General features: G+C 67.3%; 20 protein-coding genes. 5 read left to right on the top strand and 15 right to left on the bottom strand.

What is annotated here, in order from left to right; all coding sequences use genetic code 11:
• Positions 1–8: 8 nt before the first annotated feature.
• On the bottom strand, positions 9–2054 hold the full coding sequence (locus ACQY68_RS00915) for an NAD(+) synthase (protein ID WP_428151137.1): 2046 nt from the start codon (positions 2052–2054) through the stop codon (positions 9–11).
• Positions 2055–2174: 120 nt separating this feature from the next.
• On the opposite strand from ACQY68_RS00915, the gene ftsY reads away from it, so the two are divergent.
• The 3 genes from ftsY to ACQY68_RS00900 all read left to right on the top strand — a co-directional run bounded on the left by ftsY (position 2175) and on the right by ACQY68_RS00900 (position 4674).
• On the top strand, positions 2175–3128 hold the full coding sequence (gene ftsY, locus ACQY68_RS00910; RefSeq protein WP_428151136.1) for a signal recognition particle-docking protein FtsY: 954 nt from the start codon (positions 2175–2177) through the stop codon (positions 3126–3128).
• Between the two features lie 3 nt (positions 3129–3131).
• Positions 3132–3818, top strand: coding sequence for an inner membrane-spanning protein YciB (locus ACQY68_RS00905; protein WP_428151135.1), 687 nt, complete (start codon positions 3132–3134; stop codon positions 3816–3818).
• A 244-nt stretch (positions 3819–4062) separates the two neighbouring features.
• Complete coding sequence (locus tag ACQY68_RS00900) at positions 4063–4674, top strand: MarR family winged helix-turn-helix transcriptional regulator (RefSeq protein WP_428151134.1); 612 nt, start codon at positions 4063–4065, stop codon at positions 4672–4674.
• A gap of 3 nt (positions 4675–4677) precedes the next feature.
• Here the strand turns inward: ACQY68_RS00900 and ACQY68_RS00895 are convergent, their stop codons facing one another.
• The 6 genes from ACQY68_RS00895 to ACQY68_RS00870 are packed head-to-tail and all read right to left on the bottom strand — an operon-like array spanning position 4678 to position 10060.
• The gene (locus tag ACQY68_RS00895) at positions 4678–6501 is read right to left on the bottom strand and encodes a heparinase II/III family protein (RefSeq protein ID WP_428151133.1); all 1824 of its coding nucleotides are present in this window, start codon (positions 6499–6501) and stop codon (positions 4678–4680) included.
• Positions 6502–7164, bottom strand: a complete 663-nt coding sequence (gene rpe / locus ACQY68_RS00890; RefSeq protein ID WP_428151132.1) for a ribulose-phosphate 3-epimerase — start codon at positions 7162–7164, stop codon at positions 6502–6504.
• A 55-nt stretch (positions 7165–7219) separates the two neighbouring features.
• Positions 7220–7723 (bottom strand): hypothetical protein, encoded by a 504-nt coding sequence (locus ACQY68_RS00885; protein WP_428151131.1) that lies wholly within the window; start codon positions 7721–7723, stop codon positions 7220–7222.
• Between the two features lie 59 nt (positions 7724–7782).
• On the bottom strand, positions 7783–8643 hold the full coding sequence (locus ACQY68_RS00880; RefSeq protein ID WP_428151130.1) for a M56 family metallopeptidase: 861 nt from the start codon (positions 8641–8643) through the stop codon (positions 7783–7785).
• 1 nt (position 8644) lies between these two features.
• A complete protein-coding gene (locus ACQY68_RS00875; protein ID WP_428151128.1) occupies positions 8645–9034 on the bottom strand; it encodes a BlaI/MecI/CopY family transcriptional regulator in 390 nt (129 codons plus the stop codon).
• A 51-nt stretch (positions 9035–9085) separates the two neighbouring features.
• Positions 9086–10060, bottom strand: a complete 975-nt coding sequence (locus ACQY68_RS00870; RefSeq protein WP_428151127.1) for an ABC transporter ATP-binding protein — start codon at positions 10058–10060, stop codon at positions 9086–9088.
• A gap of 108 nt (positions 10061–10168) precedes the next feature.
• Here ACQY68_RS00870 and ACQY68_RS00865 point away from each other — a divergent pair, with 108 nt between their 5' ends.
• A complete protein-coding gene (locus ACQY68_RS00865) occupies positions 10169–10405 on the top strand; it encodes a zinc-finger domain-containing protein (RefSeq protein ID WP_428151126.1) in 237 nt (78 codons plus the stop codon).
• A gap of 132 nt (positions 10406–10537) precedes the next feature.
• Here the strand turns inward: ACQY68_RS00865 and ACQY68_RS00860 are convergent, their stop codons facing one another.
• The 8 genes from ACQY68_RS00860 to ACQY68_RS00825 form a co-directional block, all read right to left on the bottom strand.
• On the bottom strand, positions 10538–13708 hold the full coding sequence (locus tag ACQY68_RS00860; protein WP_428151125.1) for a DUF4214 domain-containing protein: 3171 nt from the start codon (positions 13706–13708) through the stop codon (positions 10538–10540).
• 87 nt (positions 13709–13795) lie between these two features.
• Positions 13796–16588, bottom strand: coding sequence for a DUF4214 domain-containing protein (locus ACQY68_RS00855; RefSeq protein ID WP_428151124.1), 2793 nt, complete (start codon positions 16586–16588; stop codon positions 13796–13798).
• Positions 16589–16666: 78 nt separating this feature from the next.
• Entirely contained in the window at positions 16667–17884 is a 1218-nt protein-coding gene (locus ACQY68_RS00850) for an NAD(P)/FAD-dependent oxidoreductase (protein ID WP_428151123.1), read from the bottom strand.
• Positions 17881–18492, bottom strand: coding sequence for a hypothetical protein (locus ACQY68_RS00845; RefSeq protein ID WP_428151122.1), 612 nt, complete (start codon positions 18490–18492; stop codon positions 17881–17883). The genes ACQY68_RS00850 and ACQY68_RS00845 overlap by 4 nt, the downstream gene beginning before the upstream one ends.
• Before the next feature lie 341 nt (positions 18493–18833).
• The gene (locus ACQY68_RS00840) at positions 18834–19298 is read right to left on the bottom strand and encodes a Fic/DOC family protein (protein WP_428151121.1); all 465 of its coding nucleotides are present in this window, start codon (positions 19296–19298) and stop codon (positions 18834–18836) included.
• A gap of 135 nt (positions 19299–19433) precedes the next feature.
• A complete protein-coding gene (locus ACQY68_RS00835; RefSeq protein ID WP_428151120.1) occupies positions 19434–19784 on the bottom strand; it encodes a DUF2188 domain-containing protein in 351 nt (116 codons plus the stop codon).
• 226 nt (positions 19785–20010) lie between these two features.
• Positions 20011–20814, bottom strand: coding sequence for a DNA adenine methylase (locus ACQY68_RS00830; protein WP_428151119.1), 804 nt, complete (start codon positions 20812–20814; stop codon positions 20011–20013).
• A gap of 103 nt (positions 20815–20917) precedes the next feature.
• Entirely contained in the window at positions 20918–22309 is a 1392-nt protein-coding gene (locus ACQY68_RS00825) for a hypothetical protein (RefSeq protein ID WP_428151118.1), read from the bottom strand.
• 317 nt (positions 22310–22626) lie between these two features.
• On the opposite strand from ACQY68_RS00825, the gene ACQY68_RS00820 reads away from it, so the two are divergent.
• On the top strand, positions 22627–23238 hold the full coding sequence (locus ACQY68_RS00820) for a DUF3800 domain-containing protein (protein ID WP_428151117.1): 612 nt from the start codon (positions 22627–22629) through the stop codon (positions 23236–23238).
• The last annotated feature ends 65 nt before the right edge of the window (positions 23239–23303 follow it).

The following is a 23303-nucleotide window of genomic DNA, read 5'->3' as shown; positions in this document are numbered from 1 at the left end:
CCGGCTCTCTAGGCATCCGGCACATTGGCGTCGAGCTCGTCCAGCCACACCCGCGCATTCCCGTCCGACGGCGCCCGCCAGTCGCCGCGCGGCGACAGCGACCCGCCGGTCACCACCTTCGGTCCGTTCGGCAGGGCCGACCGTTTGAACTGGCTGGTCTGGAAGAACCGCACGAGAAATTTCCGCAGCCAGAACTTGATCGTCGCCAGATCGTACGCCAGCCGATCGCCTTGCGGATGATGCGCCGGCCATTCGCCGCGCGAGGCGTCGCCCCAGGCCTGATGGCACAGGTACGCGACCTTCGACGGGCTCATGCCGAAGCGGGTGATGTGGAACAGGAAGAAGTCGTTCAGCGCATAGGGACCGACCGTCCCCTCCGTCGACTGGATCTTCCCGTCCGCCCCCGCCGGCACCAGTTCGGGCGAGATCTCCGTGTCCAGAATGGCATGCAGCACCTCGGTCGCGCCCGTCATGTCGTCGCGCCCGGCGACCCAGCGGATCAGGTGCCGGATCAGGGTCTTCGCCACCCCGCCGTTGACGTTGTAGTGGCTCATATGGTCGCCGACGCCATAGGTGGCCCAGCCCAGAGCCAGCTCCGACAGGTCGCCGGTGCCCAGCACGAAGGCCTTGTTCTGGTTCGCCAGCCGGAACAGGTAGTCGGTCCTCAGACCCGCCTGCACATTCTCGAAGGTGATGTCGTGAACGGGCTGGCCGTCCGCATACGGATGCCTGATGTCCTTCAGCATCCGCTCGGCGGCCGGGCGGATGTCGATCTCCTCGCCCGTGACACCCAGTGCATTCATCAGCGCCCACGCGTTGGACTTCGTCCCGTCCGAGGTCGCGAACCCCGGCATGGTGTAGGCGAGGATGTTCGTCCTCGGCAGCTTCAACCGGTCGAAAGCCCCGCAGGCCACCAGCAGGGCCTGGGTCGAATCCAGCCCGCCGGAAATCCCGATGCACAGCCGCTCGGCGCCCGTCGCCGTCATCCGCCGCATCAGCCCCTGTACCTGGATGTTGAAGGCCTCGTAGCAGTCCTGATCCAGCCGCTTCGGGTCGTCGGGCACGAAGGGGAAGCGGTCGAGGGGGCGGATCAGCGCGCCCGTATCCCGGTCTTCGGCGGCCTCGAACGGGATCACTGTCGCGGCCTCGCCCTCGATCCGCGCGCAATCGGCGAAGGTGCCGTTCCGCATCCGATCCAGCCCGATCCGGGCCACGTCGATATCCGCCACCGTCATGTGCGATGTCAGGGCAAACCGCTCACCCTCGGCCAGTTTCGCGCCGAGTTCATGGATCGTCGCCTGTCCGTCCCAGGCCAGGTCGGTGGTGCTCTCGCCCCAGCCCGAAGCCGTGAACACATAGGCCGACAACGTCCGTGCCGACTGGCTGGCGCACAGGACGGCCCGTTCATCGGCCTTGCCGATCACGATGTTGGACGCCGACAGGTTCAGCAGAATCCGCGCGCCGGCCAGCGCCGCCCGCGTCGAGGGCGGCAAGGGCGCCCAGAAGTCCTCGCAGATCTCGACCGCGAAGACGAAGCCCGGCCGGTTGGTCGCCTCGAAGATCAGGCCCGGTGCGAAATCCACGCTCTCGCCGCCCAGGGTAACCGCGTCCTCGCCCCGCGACGCCGCCGGGGCGAACCAGCGTTTCTCGTAATATTCGCGGTAGTTCGGCAGATAGGTCTTGGGCACGACCCCCAGCACGGCCCCGCCCCCCAGCACCACCGCGCAGTTGAACAGGGCGTCCCCGTTCCGGACCGGCGCCCCGACCACGGCGACCAGCCCCGCCACATCGGCGGCTTCCGCCACCACCTCGATCTGGCGCTCCACCTCGTCCAGCAGGGCCGTCTGCATGTGCAGGTCGTCGATCGCATAGCCGCTCAGCGACAGCTCCGGGAACACGATCAGGTCCACGCCCTGTTCGCCCGCCTGCCGGATCAGCGCCAGATGCTCTTCGGCGTTCGCCTTCGGGTCGGCGATATGCACCACCGGCGTCGCCGCCGCGACCCGGACGAAGCCGTGGGTGCGGGGCGAATGGAAGGCGTGGGTCTTGGCCAAGGCGCGGTCCTCGATCTGTTATGCTCATATAGAGCCAAAGTCGCCGTCGCCCAAACTACGCGTCGGAGGATGACGAAAGGAAAAGATGACGCCCATCCGCCGCCCCGCTAAAGCCCTCCCATGACCGATACGCCCAAGAAGGGCTGGTTCCAGCGCCTCAGCCAGGGACTGGCCCGCTCCAGCCAGCAGATGACCGAACAGGTCGTCTCCGCCTTCGTGAAGGAGCCTCTGTCCGAGGCCGCCCTCGAAGGCCTCGAGGAGCATCTGCTGGAGAGCGATCTCGGCCCCGCCGCCACCGACCGCATCGTCGCCCGCTTCCGCGACCTGCGTTTCGGCGGCGCCTCCTCCGAGCGCGAAGTGAAAGAGGCCCTGGCCGAGGCCGTCGCCGCCGAGCTTCTGCCGCGTCAGGCGACCTTCGACCCGCTCGGCCCCGCAGGCGTCGCTGGCGGGATCAAGCCGTTCGTCGTCCTGTTCGTCGGCGTCAACGGATCGGGCAAGACCACGACGCTCGGCAAGATCGCCGCCGACCTTACGGCCAAGGGCGCCAAGGTCATGATCGTCGCGGGCGACACCTTCCGCGCCGCGGCCCGCGAACAGCTCAAGGTCTGGGCCGACCGCGCCGGAGCCCATTTCGAAAGCCGCCGCGACGGCGCCGATGCCGCCGGTCTGGTCTTCGACGCCTACGCCAAGGCAAAGGCGGAAGGTTTCGACGTCGTCCTCGTCGATACCGCCGGCCGGCTGCAGAACAAGTCCGCCCTGATGGACGAGCTTCTGAAGATCGTCCGCGTGCTCAGAAAGACCGATTCGGACGCCCCTCATGAGACGCTTCTGGTGCTTGACGCCACCGTCGGCCGCAACGCCCTGGCCCAGGAACAGATCTTCGGCCGTACCGCCTTCGTCACCGGCCTGGTCATGACCAAGCTGGACGGCACGGCGCGCGGCGGGGTGCTGGTGCCTGTCGCCCAGGCGTCCGACGCCCCCATCAAGCTGATCGGGGTGGGCGAGGGGATCGACGACCTGCAACCCTTCGACGCCCGCGCCTTCTCCCGTTCGCTCGTCGGCCTCGAGGACTAGATCATGACCGACGCCCCCGAGACCCCGCACAGGAAGCCCCCGACCTGGATCCGTCAGGTCGTCGATTTCGGCGCCCTCGCCGCCTTCGCCGCGACCTTCATCTTCTTCCGCGCGCGCGGCCTGCCGGGCGACGAGGCCCTGGTCCACGCGACCTGGGGTCTGGTGGCCGGTTCGGTCGTCGCCGTGGTCGTCGGCCTGATGGTGGAGAAGCGTCTGGCCCTGATGCCGCTGCTGGTCGGCGGTTTCGCCCTGGTGTTCGGCGTCCTGACCATCGTCTTCAACGACGACCTGTTCGTGAAGCTCAAGGTGACGGTGCTCAACGCCTCGCTCGCCGTCGCCCTGCTCGGCGGTCTGTATCTCGGCAAGCAGCCGCTCAAGGCTTTGCTGGGCACGGTGATCCCGGTCAACGACGCCGCCTGGCGCGCCCTGACCTTCCGCTACGGCCTGTATTTCGGCGCCGTCGCCATCGTCAACGAGCTGGTCCGGTCCGAGGCCCTGGTCGGCTGGGCCGCGACCCGGATGGGATACGCCCACATCGATCCGGCCGATGTCTGGGTCAGCTTCCGCGGCGTCCTGTGGATCGCCTCGTCCGTCTTCGGCCTGTCGCAGGTGCCGCTGATCATGAAGAACCTGATCTCCGACGAACCCGCCGACGCCTCTGCCCCCGCAAGGCCTGACACCGCGCCCTGACGCTTGCCGACCGCGCTCAGGCAGAGAGACGCCGCGCGTCGAGCGTTAGCGCATCAAAAAAGCCGCTCAAGCAGCGAGACGCCGCGCGTCGAGCGTTAGCGCGAAAAAAGCCCGCTCAAGTCGTGAGCGACCGCGTCGCGAACATAGCGCCCAAAGGAGAACAGCGCGGCCATATCGGCCGCGCTGTCGCTAAACCGTAAAGGCCTGCTGATAACCCTCCGCATACGGCACAGGGGACAGTGGCATGGTCAAATCCGGAAAACAGGCGCGGCGTGCGGGCACGCTCGCGGAATCGCCCAGCCATCTGATGCATCGCGCCCTCCAGCTGGCGCTCGACATCTATTCGGAAGAGGCCGGCGACGGCGGTCCGACCCAGCGCCAGTTTGCGGTCATGGAGGCCGTCTCGGTCAAGGAAGGCCTGACCCAGACCGAACTCGTCCGCGCCACCGGCATCGACCGCTCGACCCTGGCCGATCTCGTCGCCCGCATGACGACCAAGGGGCTTCTGTCGCGCGAACGCTCGACGCTCGACGCCCGCGCCAAGGCCGTCCGGCTGTCGGAAGAGGGGCAGGCCCTGCTCGATCAGGCCCGCCCCCGCGTCGAGGCCGCCGACAAGCGGATCATGGGCCTCCTGCCCAAGGGCAAGCGCGACGGCTTCCTCGACATGCTGGCCGAGATCGCCGCGGCCGCCGACGCTGCCCCCGATGTCGAAAAGGCCGAGGCCAAGGCCCTGAAGAAGGCCGCCAAGGAGGCCCGCAAGGCCGAGAAGGCCGCCGAGAAAGCCGCAAAGCCGAAGAAGGCTCCCAAGCCGCCCAAGGTCAAGAAGGCCAGGGCCGTCGAACCGGCCGCCGAATAGGCCTCAGCTCGGGTCGCCCGCCGCTCCGGCCGGGCTCAGCTTCCAGCGGATCTTGGTCTCGGCGTCGGTCCGGGCCGAGCCGCGCACCACGACCTGCAGCGACCGCCGCGTCAGACCCTCGTCGACGTGGACGGACGGTTCGATCGCCACGTCCGGACCGTCGGTCCTGAACCACCAGCCGCGTCCGGAATGGCCACGCAGCAGGATCGACCGGCGATCCCGCGCCAGAGACGCCTGCACCCCCGGCTCCAGATGGAAGCGCACGGCATAGGGGGCCGCGATGACGCGGACGGTGTCGCGATTTCCCGCGGCCGGATGCAGCCGCTCCTCGGCCCTGAGTTCGTCCAGCCTCTGATCCAGATAGAGCCGGCGCTGGTGCATCAGGCCGAACGGCTGGGCCCAGGCGTCGTGCTCGACCTCCAGCCACACCGCCCCGTCGCCGTCCCGGCGCTCCGACGTCACATGATAGGGCCGCCCGTACAGACGCGGTCCCAGCAGTTCGCCCTTCCACCCGCCCAGAGGCTCGGCGAACGATTGCTCGCCCAGGGTCAGGGTCGAATGGCCGGGCGTCAGCCTCAGCCCCTGCCGGTCGGCGGCGCGGGGCGTCCAGCCGCAGCCGGTGACGATCCGGTCCTTGCCGCAGACGATCTCCAGCGCCAGCGGCTGGGCGCACGCCGCTTCGGACCAGGCGCCTCTCCCCGGCGACCCGGCGTCGGTCATTATGGTCAGCAAGGGCGAGCGGATGCGGCTCAGCCCCCCGACCGTGCCCACGGCCCCGGCCGCCGCCTCGGCATGTTCGTCATGGGCGCGCGCGGCCGCAACCCGGGCGACGCTCGACGGCCCGCCGCCCTGGAAACCCGACAACCGCCCGTCCGGCAGCACCTGCAGTCGCAAGGCGGTGGTCAGGCGGATGATCGCCCCGCCCATGGCCTCGGGCGCAGGTTCCGACAGTTGCGACAGGGTGTCGTCCAGCGTCAGCAGGTCGAGCAACAGCTCCATCCCGGCTTCCGGCGCGCGCGAGGCATGACCCCCGTCCCCCCCGACCGTGACCCTCAGCACCCCCGGCAGCCGCCCCAGGGCCGCCCGCCGCAGACCCGCCCCCGGCGGTCCCGCCAGCACGCATCCGGCCACGGCGGCGGCGACCAGCCGTTCGGCCTTGCCGGCCAGTCCGCCCGGCGGCCGCAGCAGCTGGCGCGCCTGACGCCCCAGGGTGTCGGCCAGTCTCAGCCGGTCGGCCTCGGACGCCACCGCGCCCATCTTCTTCGCCGCGCAGGCTAGATTGTAGACCCGCCGCGCCAGGATCTGCGGCTCCCAGGCGAAGGGCGACCAGCGCGAGAAGGTATCGGCCCAGCTCAGGGTCAGCCGCAGCGCCTCGCGCGCCCCCCGCTCTCCCTGCAACATCAGGCCGGGCAGCCAGGCGAAGGCGTGCAGATCGACGGCGAAGGCTCGCGACGGGCTCGGCCGGTTCCACGGATCGGCCGGCGCTTCGGCTTCCAGATTCGATCCGGCCAGGGGGAAGCGGCCGCCCAGAACCGCCTTGCCCAGATTGATATCCGCGGGGCGGAAATCGCGCGGCGTGGCGGCGAAGGTCGTCGCCTTGCTCAGCCCCAGCGTCATCGCATAGCCGGGCAGGCCATAGAGCTCGATCCACATCTGGCGGGTCAGCACCCGACCGGCCACGGCGGGCCACAGGGCCGGGCCGGTGGTCACGCCGCTGGATCGCACCGGCGTCCGGACCGGCGCCCCGCGCAGACCCGGAATGGCGCCGCCCTCGCCGACGTTGGGCGTGGACGGATTACGGTCGGCGAAGGGCCCGATCGGGTTCACCTATGCGGCCTTGATGGCGGCGATATTGGCCGCATAGGCGTCCGGCCCGCCCTTGAACACGGCGGTTCCGGCGACGAGCGCATCGGCCCCGGCTGCGACGCAGGCGCCGGCGTTGGCGGCGGTCACCCCGCCGTCGATCTGCAGATGCGCCTTCGACCCCGCCGCATCCAGAATGGCCCGCGTTTTCTCGATCTTCTTCAGGGTTGAGGGGATGAAGGACTGGCCGCCGAAGCCCGGATTGACCGACATCAGCAGGACCAGATCGACCAGATCGACCACCTCCTCCAGCACCGACAGGGGCGTGCCCGGGTTCAGGACGACGCCGGCCCTGGCGCCCAGCTGGCGGATCCGGCCGAGGGTCCGGTGCAGATGCGGCCCGCTCTCGGGATGGACGGTCAGGATGTCGGCGCCCGCCTCGCGATAGGCCTCCAGCCACGGATCGACCGGCGCGACCATCAGGTGCACGTCGAACGGCAGGCTGGTGTGCGGCCTCAGCGCCTTCACCACGTCCGGACCGATGGTGATGTTGGGCACGAAATGGCCGTCCATGACGTCGACATGGATCCAGTCCGCGCCCGCCGTCTCCAGCGCCCTTATCTCCTCGCCCAATTTGGCGAAGTCCGAGGCCAGGATGGACGGGCAGATCAGGGGCGTGTTCGGCATGATCCGGGGATACGGCGGGATGACGTCACGGGCAAGGCGGGAGGGCCCAAAAGGACTACCCGCCCCATGCCGGCGGCCAGACGTTGTTCCGTCTGCGCCCCTCCTGATCGGTGTTGTCGCCGATGGTCCAGCCGGGCGGACAAAGCCCCAGCCTTCTGTACCTGCGCGTCTGGGTAACCTCAGAGGCCCGGCGGTCCAGCGTCTGGACGTTCAGGGTCACGCTGAAGTCCTCCGGGGCGCCCTCTTTCTTCACACTGAAAAGCAGGGGTCGGCCGGCGGACGCGCAGCGCCCGATCCGCCCGCCTTCGTGCTCCACCGGCTCCCCGATCAGGACACAGGGCTGTCCGCCCACCTCCGGAAGCGGCGAGCCGAACCCCTCTCGCAGCAGGGTGTCCACGCAGATCTGAACGGGCCGGGCTTCGGCGCCAATCACCTCCACCTGCCAGAGCTCGGGCGGATCGACCTCGGCCTGCCGTTCGAGCCAGCGGTCGGTCCTGACCTCGCAACCGGTCAGCAGCGCCGTCGTCAGGACGATCAGAGAGACGAGATGGATGCGCACAAGACCCTCCGCCAAAAGACAGGGGTACATTGATTTACAATTGTAATACAGTCAACCGGTCAGGGCGCGGTGGTCGAGGCCGGCGCGTTCATCCGCACATAGAGGACGGGCGGGGCCACCGGCGCCAGAGCCTTTATCGAGGCGGGCTGGACCCTCCACGCTGTCGTCGCCGTCGCCAGCATCAGGGCGATCACGCACAGGGTCGCGGCGAGATCCGGCCGATGACAGCCCAGGCTCAGGCTCGCCATCCTCGTCGCCAGGGCGCCCGCGCCGGTCGCGCCCCAGCTGGACCCGAAGGCCGGGGCCGGCGCCGTCTCGGCCTTGAGCAGGGCCTCGGCATAGACCCGCCGCCGTCCGGACCGCATCGCCATCACCGTGGCGTCGCAGGCCAGCTCCTGATCGAACCGAAACCGGTCGGCCCCGATCTGCGCCAGCGGATTGCACCAGAAGAGACAGCGCAGCACCGCCACGACGGCATTGACCCGCAGATCGCCGCGCTCGCGATGGGCGTGCTCATGGGCGCGGACCACGGCCAGTTCCTCGGCGCTCCAGCGGGTGGCGCTGTCGGCGGGCATGATCAGACGCCCGACGAGCACGCCGGTGATCGCGGGCCCGGCCACGCCCCGGCGCGCGTGCGCCGCGAACCGCGCCTGGCCCGCGACGATCAGGCCGGCCGAGACGGTCACGCCCAACAGCCAGACGGACAGGATCAGCGTCGCCGGAACGGCCAGGGGCGCGACCGCCTCCCCGCCGACGACCGTTCGCGGCAGGCAGACGGCTGCCATCGCCACGGGCACGATCGCCCACAGACCATAGGCGGCGCGCGGTCCGAACCGATGGCGAAACGGCCGGCGGACCAGCAGCACGATCAGAACGGCGGCCGCCAAGGCCGCGTTCAGCTCCGTCAGCAGCGCCAGCATCTCAGTCGTCCATCGCGTCGATGATGGCCCTCAGACGCTCGCGGTCCTGAGGCGACAGCGACCGACGCTGCGCGAACTGGGCGACCAGCGGCGCCACCTCTCCGCCGAACAGCCGGTCCAGCAGGGTCTCGCTCTCCGAAAGGGCGAAGGCCTCCTTCTCCAGCGCGGCCTCATAGCGGTGCCGTCCGTCCGCGCGCACGGAGCGGATCGCCTCCTTCTTGATCAGCCGGTTGATCAGCGTCTTGACCGTCGCCTCGCCCCAGGTCGTGCGGCCGCGCACCTCGGCGATCAGCTGCTCCGCCGACAGGGGCCGCCCGGCCCACAGGGCGTCCATGACCTTGAACTCGGCGTCGGTGATGTTCATGCGCGGCTCCTGGAGCATATTACGCATGTAAAGTCCTGGCGACGCAACCCGGCCCGGGAATAGGGCGGAGCGTCCCCCTCAGTCCTTCGTCGGACTGACCGCGTTCGCATCGTTGTAGGTCAGGGCCAGGAAGACGTCCTCCAGGTCCGGATCCTCGGTGGTGATGTCCGAGATGGTGATCCCGGCGGCGCGCACGGCGGCCAGCACCTGTTCCACCGAAGACTGGCCCTTCTTGTAGCTGATGGCGAAGGCGCCGTTGGCCCGCGCCACGACGTCGAACCCGGCCACGGTCGGCACGCCGTCCAGCGGATGCTCGGGCGTCACCACGACGTTGCGCGTATCCAGCCGGCGCAACAGCTGCGGCGTCGGCTCGCAGGCCACGACCTCGCCCCGGTTCATGATGGCGATGGTGTCGCAGAGCTCCTGCGCCTCCTCCAGATAGTGGGTGGTCAGCAGGATGGTCACGCCCTCGGCGTTGATGCGCCGGACGTACTCCCACAGCTGGCGACGCAGCTCCACGTCCACCCCCGCGGTCGGCTCGTCCAGGATCAGGATCGGCGGATTGTGCACCAGGGCCTTGGCTACCATCAGCCGCCGCTTCATCCCGCCCGACAGGGCGCGAACATAGGCGTTGGCCTTGTCCGACAGGCCCAGCGCAGCCAGCAGCTCGTCCGAGCGGCGCTCGGACTTCGGCACGCCATAGAAGCCGGCCTGCACCTCCAGCGACTCGCGCGGGGTGAAGAAGACGTCGGCCACGATCTCCTGCGGCACGACGCCGAGCGCGGCGCGCGCGTCCCGCGGCCGCTCGTCGATGTCGCGACCCCAGATGGCTGCCGTCCCGCCGGTCTTGTTGACGATCCCCGCCAGGATGTTGATCAGGGTCGACTTGCCGGCCCCGTTCGGACCCAGCAGGCCGAACATCGACCCCCTCGGAATGACCAGATCGACCCCTCTCAGGGCCGTCTTTGGCGGCGTCTTCTTGTTGCCGGCATAGGTCTTTTCCAGCCCGCGCACCTCGATGGCGTTGACGGGCAGGGCTTCGGTCTCGGTCATCAGATTCTTTCGGCGCGCGTCCATCGACGCGCTTGGGGGCTTTCGGCGCGGGGGCAGGCCGTCTAACTAGGCGTCAGCATCCCCCGCGCCAAGACCACGGACCGATCAATGCCGCCGCGCCACCCCGATCAACTCGTCCTCCCGCCCGAGGAAATCACGGTCGCCAGCAAGCGCGTGGCCTGCGACGGCGGCGGCGTGCTCGGCCATCCGCTGGTCTATCTCGACATGGGCGGCGAGAATTTCGTCGAGTGCGGCTACTGCGACCGCCGCTTCGTTCTCTCGGCCCATCATCATTCCGAGAGCGAATACCTCGATCCCGCGGCCCGTCCGCCCGAGGCGCACTAGCAGGCCTCCGGCCCGTCCCGGAGCCGGCAAAGGCTCGGAACGGGCCGCGTGCCGGCCTCAGAGGCCCTTGGCCGAAGCAGGAGTGATGTCGCCGGGACCGGCGCGCCTCAAGGGAATTCTGGCGCGCTCGCCTCAGGCCCAGGCGAGGTCCAGCCCGTCGCGGTGGAACAGGCTCCCCGGCTCGTCGATCACAGGCGCCGGGGTCACGAACGTCAGGGCGCCGTCGTCGAGCATCGGCAGGACGACCTCCGCAAGCGGCGTCGCCATATTGCCGTCGTCGATCAGGAGCCACGGCATGACGCCCCCGTCCGGATCGGCCGGCAGCACGAAGGCGTCATGATGGGAGCCAGGCACGGTCCAGCCGTGATCCAGCCCTGCCATGGTCATCGCCCCTTCGTGCAGCGCCGGAAGAACCAGCGGGCCGGGGTCCGCCCCGTTCGACGAAGCTGGCGCAGCGTCTTCCCGCTCGTACTGCACACCGCCCAGCCACAGGTCGCGCGTCAGTGCCACGTGCTCGGCGCTTTCGGAGAAGGCGACCAGGACCTGGGCCCGGCTCGTGCCGTTGTTCAGGGCGTTGGTCCACCCGGCCACGCCCCCGGCCTCGCCCTCGCGATTGAGGGACGCGCGGTACATCTGCTCGACGAACTGCTGGTTGGTCAGGGCGCCGTAGGTGTCCTGGAACTCGGCCGAGGCGGCGAACAGGCCTGCGATCTCCGTCAGGCTCATCCCGCCCTTCAGATAGCCGGTCCAGTCGCTCAATCCGCGCCAGTCCGGCACGCGGTCGAAGGTGGCGTCGTACAGCCGCGCGATGATCAGGGCCTGGTCATCGGCGACCCACAGGCCCTGGTTCAGCACGCCTTGCGTCACCGTGCGGTGTTCGGCGCTTTCGGAGAAGGCGATCAGCACGCTGGCGCGGCTGGCGCCCGCGTTCAACTGCCCGGTCCAGGCCGCGATGCCCTGGGCATCGCCGGTGCGGTTCAGGTTGAAAAGGTACAGTTGTTCGACGAACTGCTGGTTCGTCAGGAAGCCGTACTGAGACTGGAATTCCAGTGAATTGATGAAGGCGGTCGCGAGCGCCGTCAGCGTGCCGCCGCCCTCCATGAAGTCCAGCAGGTTCTCGAACCCGCCCTGATCCGGCTGTCGGTCCAGAGCCGAGTCGTAGAGTCGCATGACCTGGGCCGCCAGGGAGTTGGGATCGAAGGTCAGGGTCCCGTCGACGAAGCGCAGCGCCTCGATCGAGATCAGGTTGTCGGTCCCGGTTGCGGGCCCGTCCCTCAGGGGGCCGCCGCTTACGCTGGACGCGGACGCGACGTACTGCCGCCGGACCCCGGCGTACTGCGCGATATCGTAGCCGTCGCCGCCATTCAGCGTGTCCCAGTTGCCGCCGCCGTCGAGGATGTCGTTCCCGGCCAGGCCCAGAATATTGTCCCGGCCGTTCCCGCCCGTCAGACGATCGGCGCCGGCGGTGCCGACGATGTCTGTCAGGGGCTGCAGGATCACCCGGCCGTCAGGTCCGACGTCGAGACGCCCGTCGACGAATTCCAGATGCTCGATGCCGGTCAGTCGATCGCGCCCCACGCCGTTGACGATGATCAGACCGTTCTCGTAGCTGAACGTGACGGCTTCGATACTGGTGGCGAACCAGGCCGTATCGTCGCCGCTTCCGCCGTCCAGATCGTCGTCGCCCGCGCCTCCGATCAGGAAGTCGTTCCCGTCGCCGCCCAGCAGCACATCATTGGCGGCCCCGCCGTCCAGACGATCGTTCCCGGCGCCGCCTTCCAGCCGGTCCAGGTCGGCCTCGCCGAACAACTGATCGTCGCCGCCGGCGCCCTGCAGCAGGTCGTTGCCGCCCCCGCCCCGGATCACATTGACCCCGCCATCGCCCTCCAGCCGGTCGGCAAAGGCGCTGCCCGTCAGATTCTCGATGGAGAAGAGCGTGGCCACGCCGGGCTGGGTCGACCCGGCTTGCCGATAAACGCCGGCCGCAAGTGAGACATCGCCTCCGGCCGTTCCAGCCAGAACAAGAGTATCGACCCCGTCCCCGCCGTCGCGCACCGCGGTCCCAAAGCCGTCGATCTGGATCGTGTCGTCGCCCGCCCCGCCGCTCAGGAAGCCGCTTCCGGTCAGGCGGTCGTTACCGGCGCCGCCATACAGGGAGCCTTCGCCACGCAGAGCGTCGTCGCCCGCATCGCCGTAACCGGTGGCGCCTCTACCGGCGTAAATGGTGTCGTTCCCGTCGTCACCGTGAGCCGTCCCGACGTACGCCCCGATATCGTCATTTCCCGCGCCTCCGCTCAGGAGCGTGTCCGCAGTGCCGGCGAAGGCCGTCAAATAGTCACGACCGTCTCCGCCGAAAAAGCGGATGGTCGTAGGCGGCGCGCTACCGAAACTACGATCGCTGTAGGTGAAATTGTTGACCTCCGCTCCGCCGTAGAGGGTGATGGTGACAGGTCCTCCGGTCTGGGTCTGGCGCGAGTTGATCTGAACCCTCTCCAGGTCGGTCATGCGCGACGCGCCAGGCATTTCGGAATTGGCCAGGGTGAAGTCGCGCACGACGCCGTCGAGTTCGATCGTCAGTTCATCCTGATCGACCGACCCGAAACCGTCCCCGCTTGTACCGCCGTCAATGAACAGGGGGGCGCCCATGATCGCCGCGGCATTGATCGTGAATTGGTCAGCGCCAGCCTCGCCGAAAACCCGATCCCCCGCGCCGACGACGATCTGATCCTCGCCCGCGCCGCTCCGGATGACGTCGGCGCCCGCGCCGCCGTCGATGATATCACGGCCTGATCCGGCGATGATCGTGTCAGCGCCTGAACCGGTGGTAATCGTTCCACCGCCACCTGTTTGCGTGATCGATATCGACCGGGTCAGGCCAGCGAGATCGAATGTTCCAAGGCCGATCAGATGCTCGATCCCGGTCGTATCGGCCACGTTCACGATGGTCGTGATGGTCGGCCCCGCAGCGTTCCCGCTTTGAATGATGACATTGTCCAGGATGATGTGCCCGCTGCCGTCGACCGTGTAGCGAAGGGTCGACGAGCCCCGAAAGGGCGAGGGAGCCGCCACGATGGAGCGCGCATCCAGGATGTCGAAGCCGGCGCCGCCGTCCACGACCGAGTTCCTGTCCAGGATGACGATCGTGTCGTCGCCGTCGCCGCCCGACAGATTGCCGTTGCCGCGGATCTGATCGTTTCCGCCGCGCCCCGTGATCGTGTCGACGCCGCCCGCGCCGTCGATGAGATCATCCCCGTCCGTCCCGACCAGATTGTCGGCGCCTGAGGTTCCCGTGATGGTCGGCATGATGCGCTCCGAGATACTATCCTGCGGGAATAGCAGAATAATACCGCGTTTTTCGAAGTTCGGCCGCCGGTAACGAAAGCGTGCGCCCTAGGCCCAGGCGAGGTCCAGCCCGTCCCGGTGGAACAGGCTCCAGGGCTCGTCGATCACGTTCGCCAGGACCACGAAGGGCAGGGCGCCGTCGTCGAGCATCGGCAGGACGACCCCCGGACCCGGCGTCGCCGTATCGCCGTCGTCGATCAGGAGCCAGGGCGTCACGCCCCCGTCCGGATCGGCCGGCAGCACGAAGGCGTCGTCGTCCTTCCCGATCAGCGTCAACCCCAGGTCCGCCGGATCGTACAGCCCGTGGTCGATCACGCCCGGCAGGATCTGGGCGTCGTCCAGTCCTTTGGCGGGGTCCTCCGGCGGGGCGCTGGTGAAGCCGGGCGTCCGGATGCCCCCGAGCCACAACGCCGCCGTCAGGGCGACATGCTCGGCGCTCTCGGAGAAGTTCAGCAGCATCTGCGCCCGGCTGGTTCCGGTGTTCAGCGCATTGACCCAGCCGGCCAGACCGCCGGCGTCCGGCGCCCGGTTCAGGCAGAACTGGTACATCTGGCGTACGAACTGTTCGTTGGTGACCGTGCCGTACCGGGCCTGGAACTCCGCCGAGCCGGCGAAGGTCGCGGCGATCTCGATCAGCGGCCGGCCGCCCTCCAGCAAAGCCGTCCAGGCCGCGAGACCGGCCACGTCGGGCAGGCGGTCGAAGGTCGCGTCGTACAGGCGCGCGATGATCTGGGCCTCGGCGTCCGGGACCCACAGACCGGCGTTCAGGGTCGCGGCCGTTCGCGTCTGATGCTCGGCGCTTTCGGAGAAGGCCACCACCATCTGGCCGCGCGTGGCCCCGCCGTTCATCACCCCGACCCAGTTGGCGATCCCGGCGGCATCGCCCTGGCGGCCCAGGGCGAAGATGTACATCTGTTCGACGAACTGCTGGTTCGACAGCGTGCCGAACCGGGCCTGGAACTCGGCCGACTGCACGAAGATATTGGCCAGGCCCAGCAGCCCGATCCGGGCCAGGCCGGCCACGTTCGACTCCAGCCCCGCCTGATCCGGAACCCGGTTCAGCGTCGCGCTGTACAGACGCATCACCTGAGCCGAAGCGCTCGTCGCGTCGAAGGTCAGGACGCCGTCGACGAAGCGGGCTTCCTCGATCCCCGTCAGGGTGTCCGTGCCCTCGGTGGCGCTGGTGACCCGGGTCGAACTGGCCGTGTACTGGCGGCGAACGCCCGAATAGAGCGCAGCGTCGAAGCCGGCGCCGCCGTCGAGCACGTCGTTGCCGGCGTCGCCGCGAAGCAGGTCGTCGCCATCTCCGCCGCTCAGCGTGTCGTTTCCGGTCCCGCCCCTCAGGGTATCGGCCCCGCCCATGCCGGACAGGATGTCATTGCCGCCGCCGCCGGACAGCATGTCCGCGAAGGCGGTGCCCGTCATGGTGTTGGCGACATAGTCGCCGCTGACCGACAGGCCGCCCGTCGCCAGGGAGGCGATCGTCACGTCATCGAAGCGGAACAGCTCGACATTGGTGACCGTGTCGCGCCCGTCCGCGCCCACGACGGTGGCGGTCTGTCCGTTCCAGGTGATGGTGTAGGCCGTGGACAGACCCCGGAACACGGCCGTGTCCGTGCCCAGTCCCCCGTCGATGATGTCGTTCCCGAGGCCGCCGGTCAGCACGTTGTTGGCCGAATTACCCTGGAGGGTGTCGGCGCCCGACCCGCCGATGGCGTTCTCGATCACCGCGCCGACGGCGATCGAGACATTGCCGATCGCGCTCACTCCCGTTGTCCAGGGCAGGCCGTCGCCGCCCACGTTGGAGAAGCTGCCCTGACGCAGGTCGATCAGCTGGTTTTCCGCATAGCCGGAGAAGTCGAAGGTATCGATCCCGCCCCCGTCCCAGACGCAGAACAGAAGGACGGTATCGGCGCTGGTCGCGGCGAACCACGCCCGGTCCGCCGTCGCGTTGAAGCCGTAGACCGTGTTCGTCGCGCGCGTGGCGAAGTTGGCGCCATACAGCCGCTGGGCTGCGGCGATGTCGTCCATCAGCGGAACCGACGAATAGGCCCCGGAGTAGCTCCCCGTGCCGTTGGGATAATAGACCGTCGACGCGCCGGTGACCGTCGCCGAGAAATAGCTCATCACCGAATACTGGCGACTGTCCTCCTGGTATTCGGCGTGGGCGTCATAGGTGATCGTCTGGCCGGCGGCGGCGTTGTAGGCGCCCGGGTGGGCCAGGCCGATCGCATGGCCGATCTCGTGCAGAAGCGCCTGGGCGCCGTAGTTCAGCGGCTGCGGGTCGACATTGTAGCTCAGCTGGCTGTTGATCCGGACGTCGCCGGACAGGGAGGTCACGCCGCGAGACCCGGGGTAGTAGGCATAGCCCGCCGAAAAGTCCCTGCCGGTCGTCCAGTTCGACAGAAGCATGGTCGCGTTGTCGGAATAGGCGGTCTCGCCTGTCGAACCCGTTCCGACCCTGGAGAAGACGATGTTGGCGACGTCGGACCATGCCGTCATGGCGTTGAGGGTCGCGGCGATCTGGGCTTCGTTGAAGCGGGTAAAGCCCTCCGCGTTCGACGCCCACGACAGGGCCGTGGACTGGAAGGCGAAGGTGACCGTCGCGGGCTGGCCGAGACCCGTCGCCCAGCTGAGGCCGGGGCGGGTGATCTGCGCCGCGGCCTGTTCGACGGTGAAGGAAGGACGGGCTCCGCCGACCACCGGCACGCCCCGGTCGTCGCCGTTCAGGAACGATTGCGGATCCAGCAGCTCGCCGTTCGGTCCATGGGTCAGACCCTGCCGGCCCTGAAAGCCGCCGTCGCCGCCGGGCTGCAGGCCTCTCGCGCAAACGATACACATGGTCGCCGTCTCCCCGCTCTTTTCGCCACCTTGCCCGCGGCCGCGCCCGACACAACCGAAAGTTTCGTGATCGCGCCGTCAGCAGGCCTGCCCCGCCGCCCAGCCCGAGCTCCACGCCCATTGGAAATTATAGCCCCCCAGCCAGCCGGTCACGTCCACCACCTCGCCGATGAAGAACAGTCCGGGTACGGACTTCGCCGCCATCGTCTGCTGGTCCAGCTGGTCCGTCGCCACCCCGCCCAGGGTGACCTCGGCCGTCCGGTACCCCTCCGACCCCACCGGCTTGACCGTCCAGGCGTTCACCGCCGCATCCAGCCGCGCCAGCACCTTGTCCCCGACCTCGGCCAGCTTGCCGTTCGCCCCCTCGCGCGCCGTCAGCACCTCGGCCAGCCGCCGCGGCACGATATGACCGAGCGCCGTGTGGACCGCCTGCTTGCCGCCGTTCTCGGCCTTCGCCGCCTTCAGCCGCGCCAGCACGTCCACGCCCGGCGCCATCTTCACCGTGATCGCCTCCCCCTCGCGCCAGTAGGAGCTGATCTGCAGGATCGCCGGTCCCGACAGCCCCCGATGCGTGAACAGCATCGCCTCATTGAACGTGGGCCTACCGCCCTTCGGGGGACTTGAGGCCGGATTGGCTGTGACGGAAACATCCACCGCCACCCCCGCCAGCGGCGTCGTCTGTTCCAGCAGCCCCGCCTCGAACGTCAGCGGCACCAGCGCCGGCCGCGTCTCCGTCACCCGCAACCCCATCTGCCGCGCGAGGTCATAGCCCCACCCCGTCGCCCCCATCTTGGGGATCGACTTGCCGCCCGTCGCCACCACGAGAGACGCACACCTCACCACCGACCCGTCCGACAGCGCCGCCTCGAACCCCTCGCCGACCCGCTCGACCCGGTCCACGCCGACGCCCAGCGACAGGACCACCCCCGCCGCCCTCATGTCGTCGGTCAGCATGCGGATGATCTGTTTGGCGCTGTCGTCACAGAACAGCTGGCCCAGGGTCTTTTCGTGCCAGGCGATCCCCGCCTGATCGACCCGCTTGACGAAATCCGCCTGCGTATACCGCCCGAGCGCAGACGCCGCGAACCGCGGGTTCTCCCCCAGGAAGTTCGCCACGCTCGTCCCGGTGTTGGTGAAGTTGCACCGCCCCCCGCCCGAGATGCGGATCTTCTCGCCCGGCGCCCGCGCGTGATCGACGACCCGCACGCGCCGCCCCCGACGTCCCGCCTCGATGGCGCACATCATCCCGGCCGCGCCCGCGCCGACGATCAGAACATCAAGGGTCTCGGTCTTCATCCGCGCCGCTTAGCATGCCACGGCCCCGGGATCAGGGTGTCCAGCGCCGCCGAGGTTCTCAGCAGTTCGCGGATATCGTCCATCCGCCCCTCCTGCGCCGCCAGCAGCACCAGCCGCGCGACCGCCTCCCGGTGCACCCGCGCGTCATGCCGGTCGATGCGAAAGCCCAGCTCCGGCCGCGCCGGCCCCGACCCCCACTGCGGCCCGCGCGGCCGCCACACCGCCCCCGCCAGATCGCATTTCCGCATCCTGTATCGTTTCGCCGCCGCCGCGATCGTCGACGGATGCACCCGATAGTCGAAGGCCAGGGCCTCGTCCGCCTCCCCGGCGTTCCTCCGGTCCAGCAACTGCCGCCAGCGTCCGGGCGTCATCCCGCTGCGGCTCTGGGCGAACACATGGTCCTCCGCCCACCCCTCGACCGGCCGCCTGCGCCGATCGACGGCCACAGGATCCCCGCCCTTCATCCGCCCGCGCCTTCGCGCCTGCCAGCAGATCGTCCCCACCGAGATCCCGTACCACCCCGCCAGGTCGGCGCGCCTCACCCCCGCCCGATCCATCCCGAACAGGGCCTCCCACTGTTCCTCGCTCAGCTTGCTCCGCTTCCCCATCCCCCCAGTCTGGGGCCGCCCCACACCAGGGCGCACAAAAACCCGCTAATCAGGGCCGCCCCTTGAAATCACAGGCCGATTCCGCCGATCCGTTGATGGATCAGAAAAGATAGGTGGCGCCCGCACAGGGGATCGCACCGCGAGCCTGCCTTCCCGCGAGGTCGATCGACATTCGCTTTTGTCATCCCGGAAATCGCGCGAGCGATTATCCGGGACGAAAGGCATCTCTGGCCCCCGGAAGACGCGAAGCGGCTGTCCGGGAGACTGCAAGGGCGCTCGAGTTGTCTCCCGGACAATCGCTGGCGCGATTTCCGGGAGTCCGAAGTCCGGAACCCGACGTCTCACAGCAGGCTGCGGACCACCCGGGTCAGGGGCGCTTCGTCGCCATTGAAGGCGGCGATCATGGCCTCGAGATACCGCTGCCGATCGATCCGGCCCACGTCGATGGCATGCCCCGCCCGTTCGGCCAGCAGCACCAGAAAGGCCTTCTGCGCCCTGCCATTCCCTTCCCGAAACGGGTGGATCACGTTCAGCTCGGACAGCACATGCGCCGCCCCGGCCGCGAACGCTTCGGCGTCCAGTCCGCGCAGATGATCGGCCCGCGCCAGATCGGCGAACAGGATATCCATCTGCCGCCCGATCTGCTCGGGATAGCAGAACATGCTCGCGTCCTTGGCGATGCGGATCGTCCGATCCTTGCCCGCCCAGCGATAGACCGGGCCGAACAGGTGCCGATGGATGGCGCGATAGTGACGGGCGTCCAGCGCGCCATCAGGCAGGGGCTCCGACGACTGGATCGTCACCATCAGCGCTTCGAATTGATCCAGTTCGCCCTGATCTCTCAGGCCTTCGCGGTTCTTCAGAACCGCCGTCCCCTTGTAGCAATAGGGATCGTCCTCAGCCGCATAGAGCGGTTCGAACGGCGTGTCGGACAGCGCCGCCTACTTCTTGAAGGCGGCGCTGATCGCGCTGCGCTGCTGCGCCGGGGTCATCCCCGACGCCTGGACATCCCGCAACAACCGGCGCGACGCCGCGTTCAGCGCCACGCCCTCGATCCCGTTCAGCCGCACGGCCGTATCCCGCCCGAGCGTCAGTGTCTCGCGCACCTTGCCGTTCGCCTGATGGACGGTCAGCACCCCGCCCTGACGCGCCAGCGCCCGCTTCGCCGCCGCCACGGCCTCGGCCCGGGTCGGGAAGATCGAGCCACCTTTCGCACCATCGCGCACAGCCCACCGGCCATCGACTTTCGCGACGGCGACGGACCCTGAACGACTGGTTGAGCTCTTGGGCATGATCGGGAGTCTATCATGGAACAGGACAGCGCCAAGACGCCGCGTCTGGCGGTGGCCTGCGCGGTCTCGACCTGACCAGCGCCGACGGCCGCTGCGGCATCAAGAGCCTCCTGGCCGAGATCGAGCGCCTCTCCCCGGGCGCTATCCTGCAACAGGCGGCCGGCATCCAGCTCAGGCGGCTGGGGTGCGTAGCGGTAACCGAAGAGTCACCCGCTTCCTAAATCTTCTATGCGGCGATACCGCGAGACGGCTCGATTACAGTCGGTATGGTGAGGGCGTCACAGAAGACCATGACTTCGCTTCCCTCGCTTCGAGTTCCAGCGCTGTATTGAATGCCAAAGGTCGTCTGTCGACGGCCAGCATAAAGCTCGCGGATGGGTTCTACATTGTCGTAGGAGACGATCCACGGCTGCTTGATCGACGAAGTCACCAGAGCGGCAATCTTCGCGTGATCGTCATGGCGGTAGTGATCTTCATACAGGCCCTTTCCCTTCACGTAATAGGGCGGGTCAAGGTATACGAGGGTGTTCTCCGGGAGGCTTGGCAAGACAGCTTTGATCAGGAGGATGGCGTCATTGTTGTAAAGGCTGATGCGCGAGTTGTAGCTGGCAATTTTCTCGATCCGCCGGGCCAAATCCTTCGAATTAAACCGGGCGTCCAACTTCCATTCGCCTAGCTGCTCCTTGCCTCCGATAACGCCGCCTTTGATTATCCCAGAACGGTTTGTGCGGTTGAGGAAGAAGGTCGAAAATCCCAAGTCGAGCGGGCTGGCGTCAGCGTCCGCCTGAACGGCCTTCTGACGCCGCCACTCGTCCATTGTCGGTACGGTGTCGCGGATCAGACCACACAGTTTGTCCGGCTCGTTCAGAACGGAGTGCCAGAAAGCATGCACGGAGCGGTTCAGGTCGTTCAGATGTATGTGGCTGGCATACTCAAGGTATAGGAGGGTAATCGCGATCCCAGCGCCCCCCGCGTAGGGCTCAACGTAATGACATCCGGTCATGCCATTGGTCTCGATCAGATCGGCCACGAACTGCGTCAGGCGACCCTTTCCGCCTGGGTACCTCAAGGGCGTATTGAACTGGTCCATCACAAATTATATCGCTGCTTAGGGGTCTTGGCCAGCGCGATGATCACGGGGTCTTGAGCGCTACGTACACGGCGCGGAGATAGGCTTCCCAGCCATCCCAACTGGCTTTGATGGTCGCCTCATCCGGCAGGACGTGGCGATTGTGGAAGTAGCTGTGAAGCATTGTGATCGAAAATGACCCTACAGCCTCTTTCTGAATAGCTTCTCGTGCTTGGACGAAAATCGAGGCTCTCTTCGTCGGGTCAATATGTAATGCGACAGCCTCAACTTTCTGAGAGAGCTTCACTCGGTAGTCTTCCCAGTTAGAGATCTGCTTCGCTCTGAGGCTTGGAGGCAGCTGAACGTTCTTCTCTTGTAGATAGTTCTCACTGCTAAGTTCGATAAACACCCGAACCAAGAACGCGGCGGCGTTCTCATTACCTTTGACCTTAATTTTCTTGCACTCGTTGTAGAGAGGCAGAAGCCTAATGCCCTCAACGGGTAGGAGCCGCGGTCCGTCAGGCGGCGCTAGCGTCTTTCTGTTCGCGTCAGCCGAGTCTCTGCGGCTTGGTGTCGGCACCTCCGAGGGTTCCGGGGCGGCTACGTCCGGCGAGGTTGAGGTATCACCTCCGGGTGTCGCGCTTGGGGGTGAAATCGGTTCAGCGCCCGGCGTGGTCTCGTCCGGACTTGGCGGCGAAGGTGATGCTGTCGGGGTGGTCCCCTGCCCGCCGTCGCTGGGTTTTGCTTTCACACTATAGTCCGCGAATTTGCGGATAAACGCGGTGCGATCCTCTATAGATTCGACATGGGCGAACTCGAAGTCGGGAGCCGCCATCGCGGTGAGGACCCGCTTCAGTAGATCCCGCCCCGCCTTTTCGTCGCCGTTCTCGAACGCAACGACGCTAGTCTTCGTGTCGATGCTCACACCCAGAACGTCTTTGAAGGGTGCCGAATTCAGGACGCGATCGACCGTGGTCCAGCGCCCATCGAGAGCCTCCAAGAGTTCCGCCCAAGCGTCGCTTTTGTCGTCCGCGAAAAGCTCGACCACGGCGAGAGACCTCGGAGCGTCTAGGCCAATGTCGCGGTTCGCGCGGCCCTTCCCGAAGGTGTTCCAGCGGTCCAAGCCTACGCCTGACCCAGCGGTCATGTGGCGCCGGCGCTTCCAGGGGGCTACATCCGCACGCTTCTCAAATAGGCGGGCATCAACCTCGCGGATTGGGTTCTCGGCATAAGCCTTTGCCAAGCGGCGAAATTGCTTCGAAACTGAAGTTCCGTCAGCCAAAGCAGGCGTCTCCAACAGCTTAAGCGCTGTTACCCGGCGGTTACCTTCCTCGACGATGTATTGCCCTCGCGTGCCCGAAGGAACGACCCACACAGGTTCGCCCGGACTGATCCCCTCCATCAGGATAATATCGCGCGCCAGTCGGACCAATTTGATCCCTTGGTCATCGATCATGGCGCGGATCGCGTCGCGCTGTGTTGCCTGCGGCCCTGTCCGATAGTTTGCTTGATCAAGTCGAAGCTGATGAAGCTTCAGCGTGACCCACTTACCCCTAGACATTCAGCCCCACCGTCGGTTGTCCCCGGCCGCGAGGCTAGACGGATGGTGGTAAATCCGCAATCAGCTCGCGAAGTGCCCAATTGAGAATTAATGCCCACCCATGCGTGCGAGTTTTTCCTTGGGGCTGACCGACGTTGAGTTAGAGGTTCTACCTGCTTGGTCGCGCGCATTGAGCTTTTGCCTTGGTCGCGCCCATGGCATTCAATCGGACGATGTTGGTCTACATTGATGAAAGCGGCGACGCAGGGTTTAGGGTCGATCACGGCAGTTCGCCTGTATTCGTGGTGGCCATGGTCATCTTCGACACCGTGGAAGCTGCGGCGGACGTTCGCCGCCTGATCGAGACATCCCCTGCGCGGCGGCTTCACAAAGGCGAGTTCAAGTTCAGCAAAAGCCGCGATGATGTCCGAGACCTGTTCTTCGCGGCTGTCTCTAACGCAGCGTTCCGCGTGCGTGCCATCGTGGTCCAGAAAGACGTAATCCGGTCCGAACATCTTCGCTCGGACAAGGAGAGCTTCTACGAGTTTTTCGTCAAACAGATGCTGAGACACGACAGCGGTCGCCTCGACAATGCGAAGGTCATTATTGATGGCTCCGGCGACCGCGAGTTCCGTCAGAAATTGTCGACGGAGATCAAACGCAAGGTGCGGGACGGGGCCGTGCGCGACTGCCGGTTTTCGGACTCGAAGAACGATCCGTTGATTCAGCTCGCAGACATGTGTGCCGGTGCGGTGGCGCGGTCGTTCAGGACGGACCGGCGCGACGCTCATCGCTGGCGCGACATGCTTCGCCCCCGGCTGGACGACGTGTGGCAATTTCATTGAATGGAGGCGCCTTCCCGGCCCCTAGTCTCGGCGGAACCGGGACACGCACGCCATACGGCGACAGT

The sequence above is a fragment of the Brevundimonas sp. genome (genome assembly GCF_965278935.1).
Classification (GTDB): domain Bacteria; phylum Pseudomonadota; class Alphaproteobacteria; order Caulobacterales; family Caulobacteraceae; genus Brevundimonas.
The sequence above is the reverse complement of the archived record's forward strand: the minus strand, read 5'-3'. Positions and strand labels throughout refer to the sequence as shown.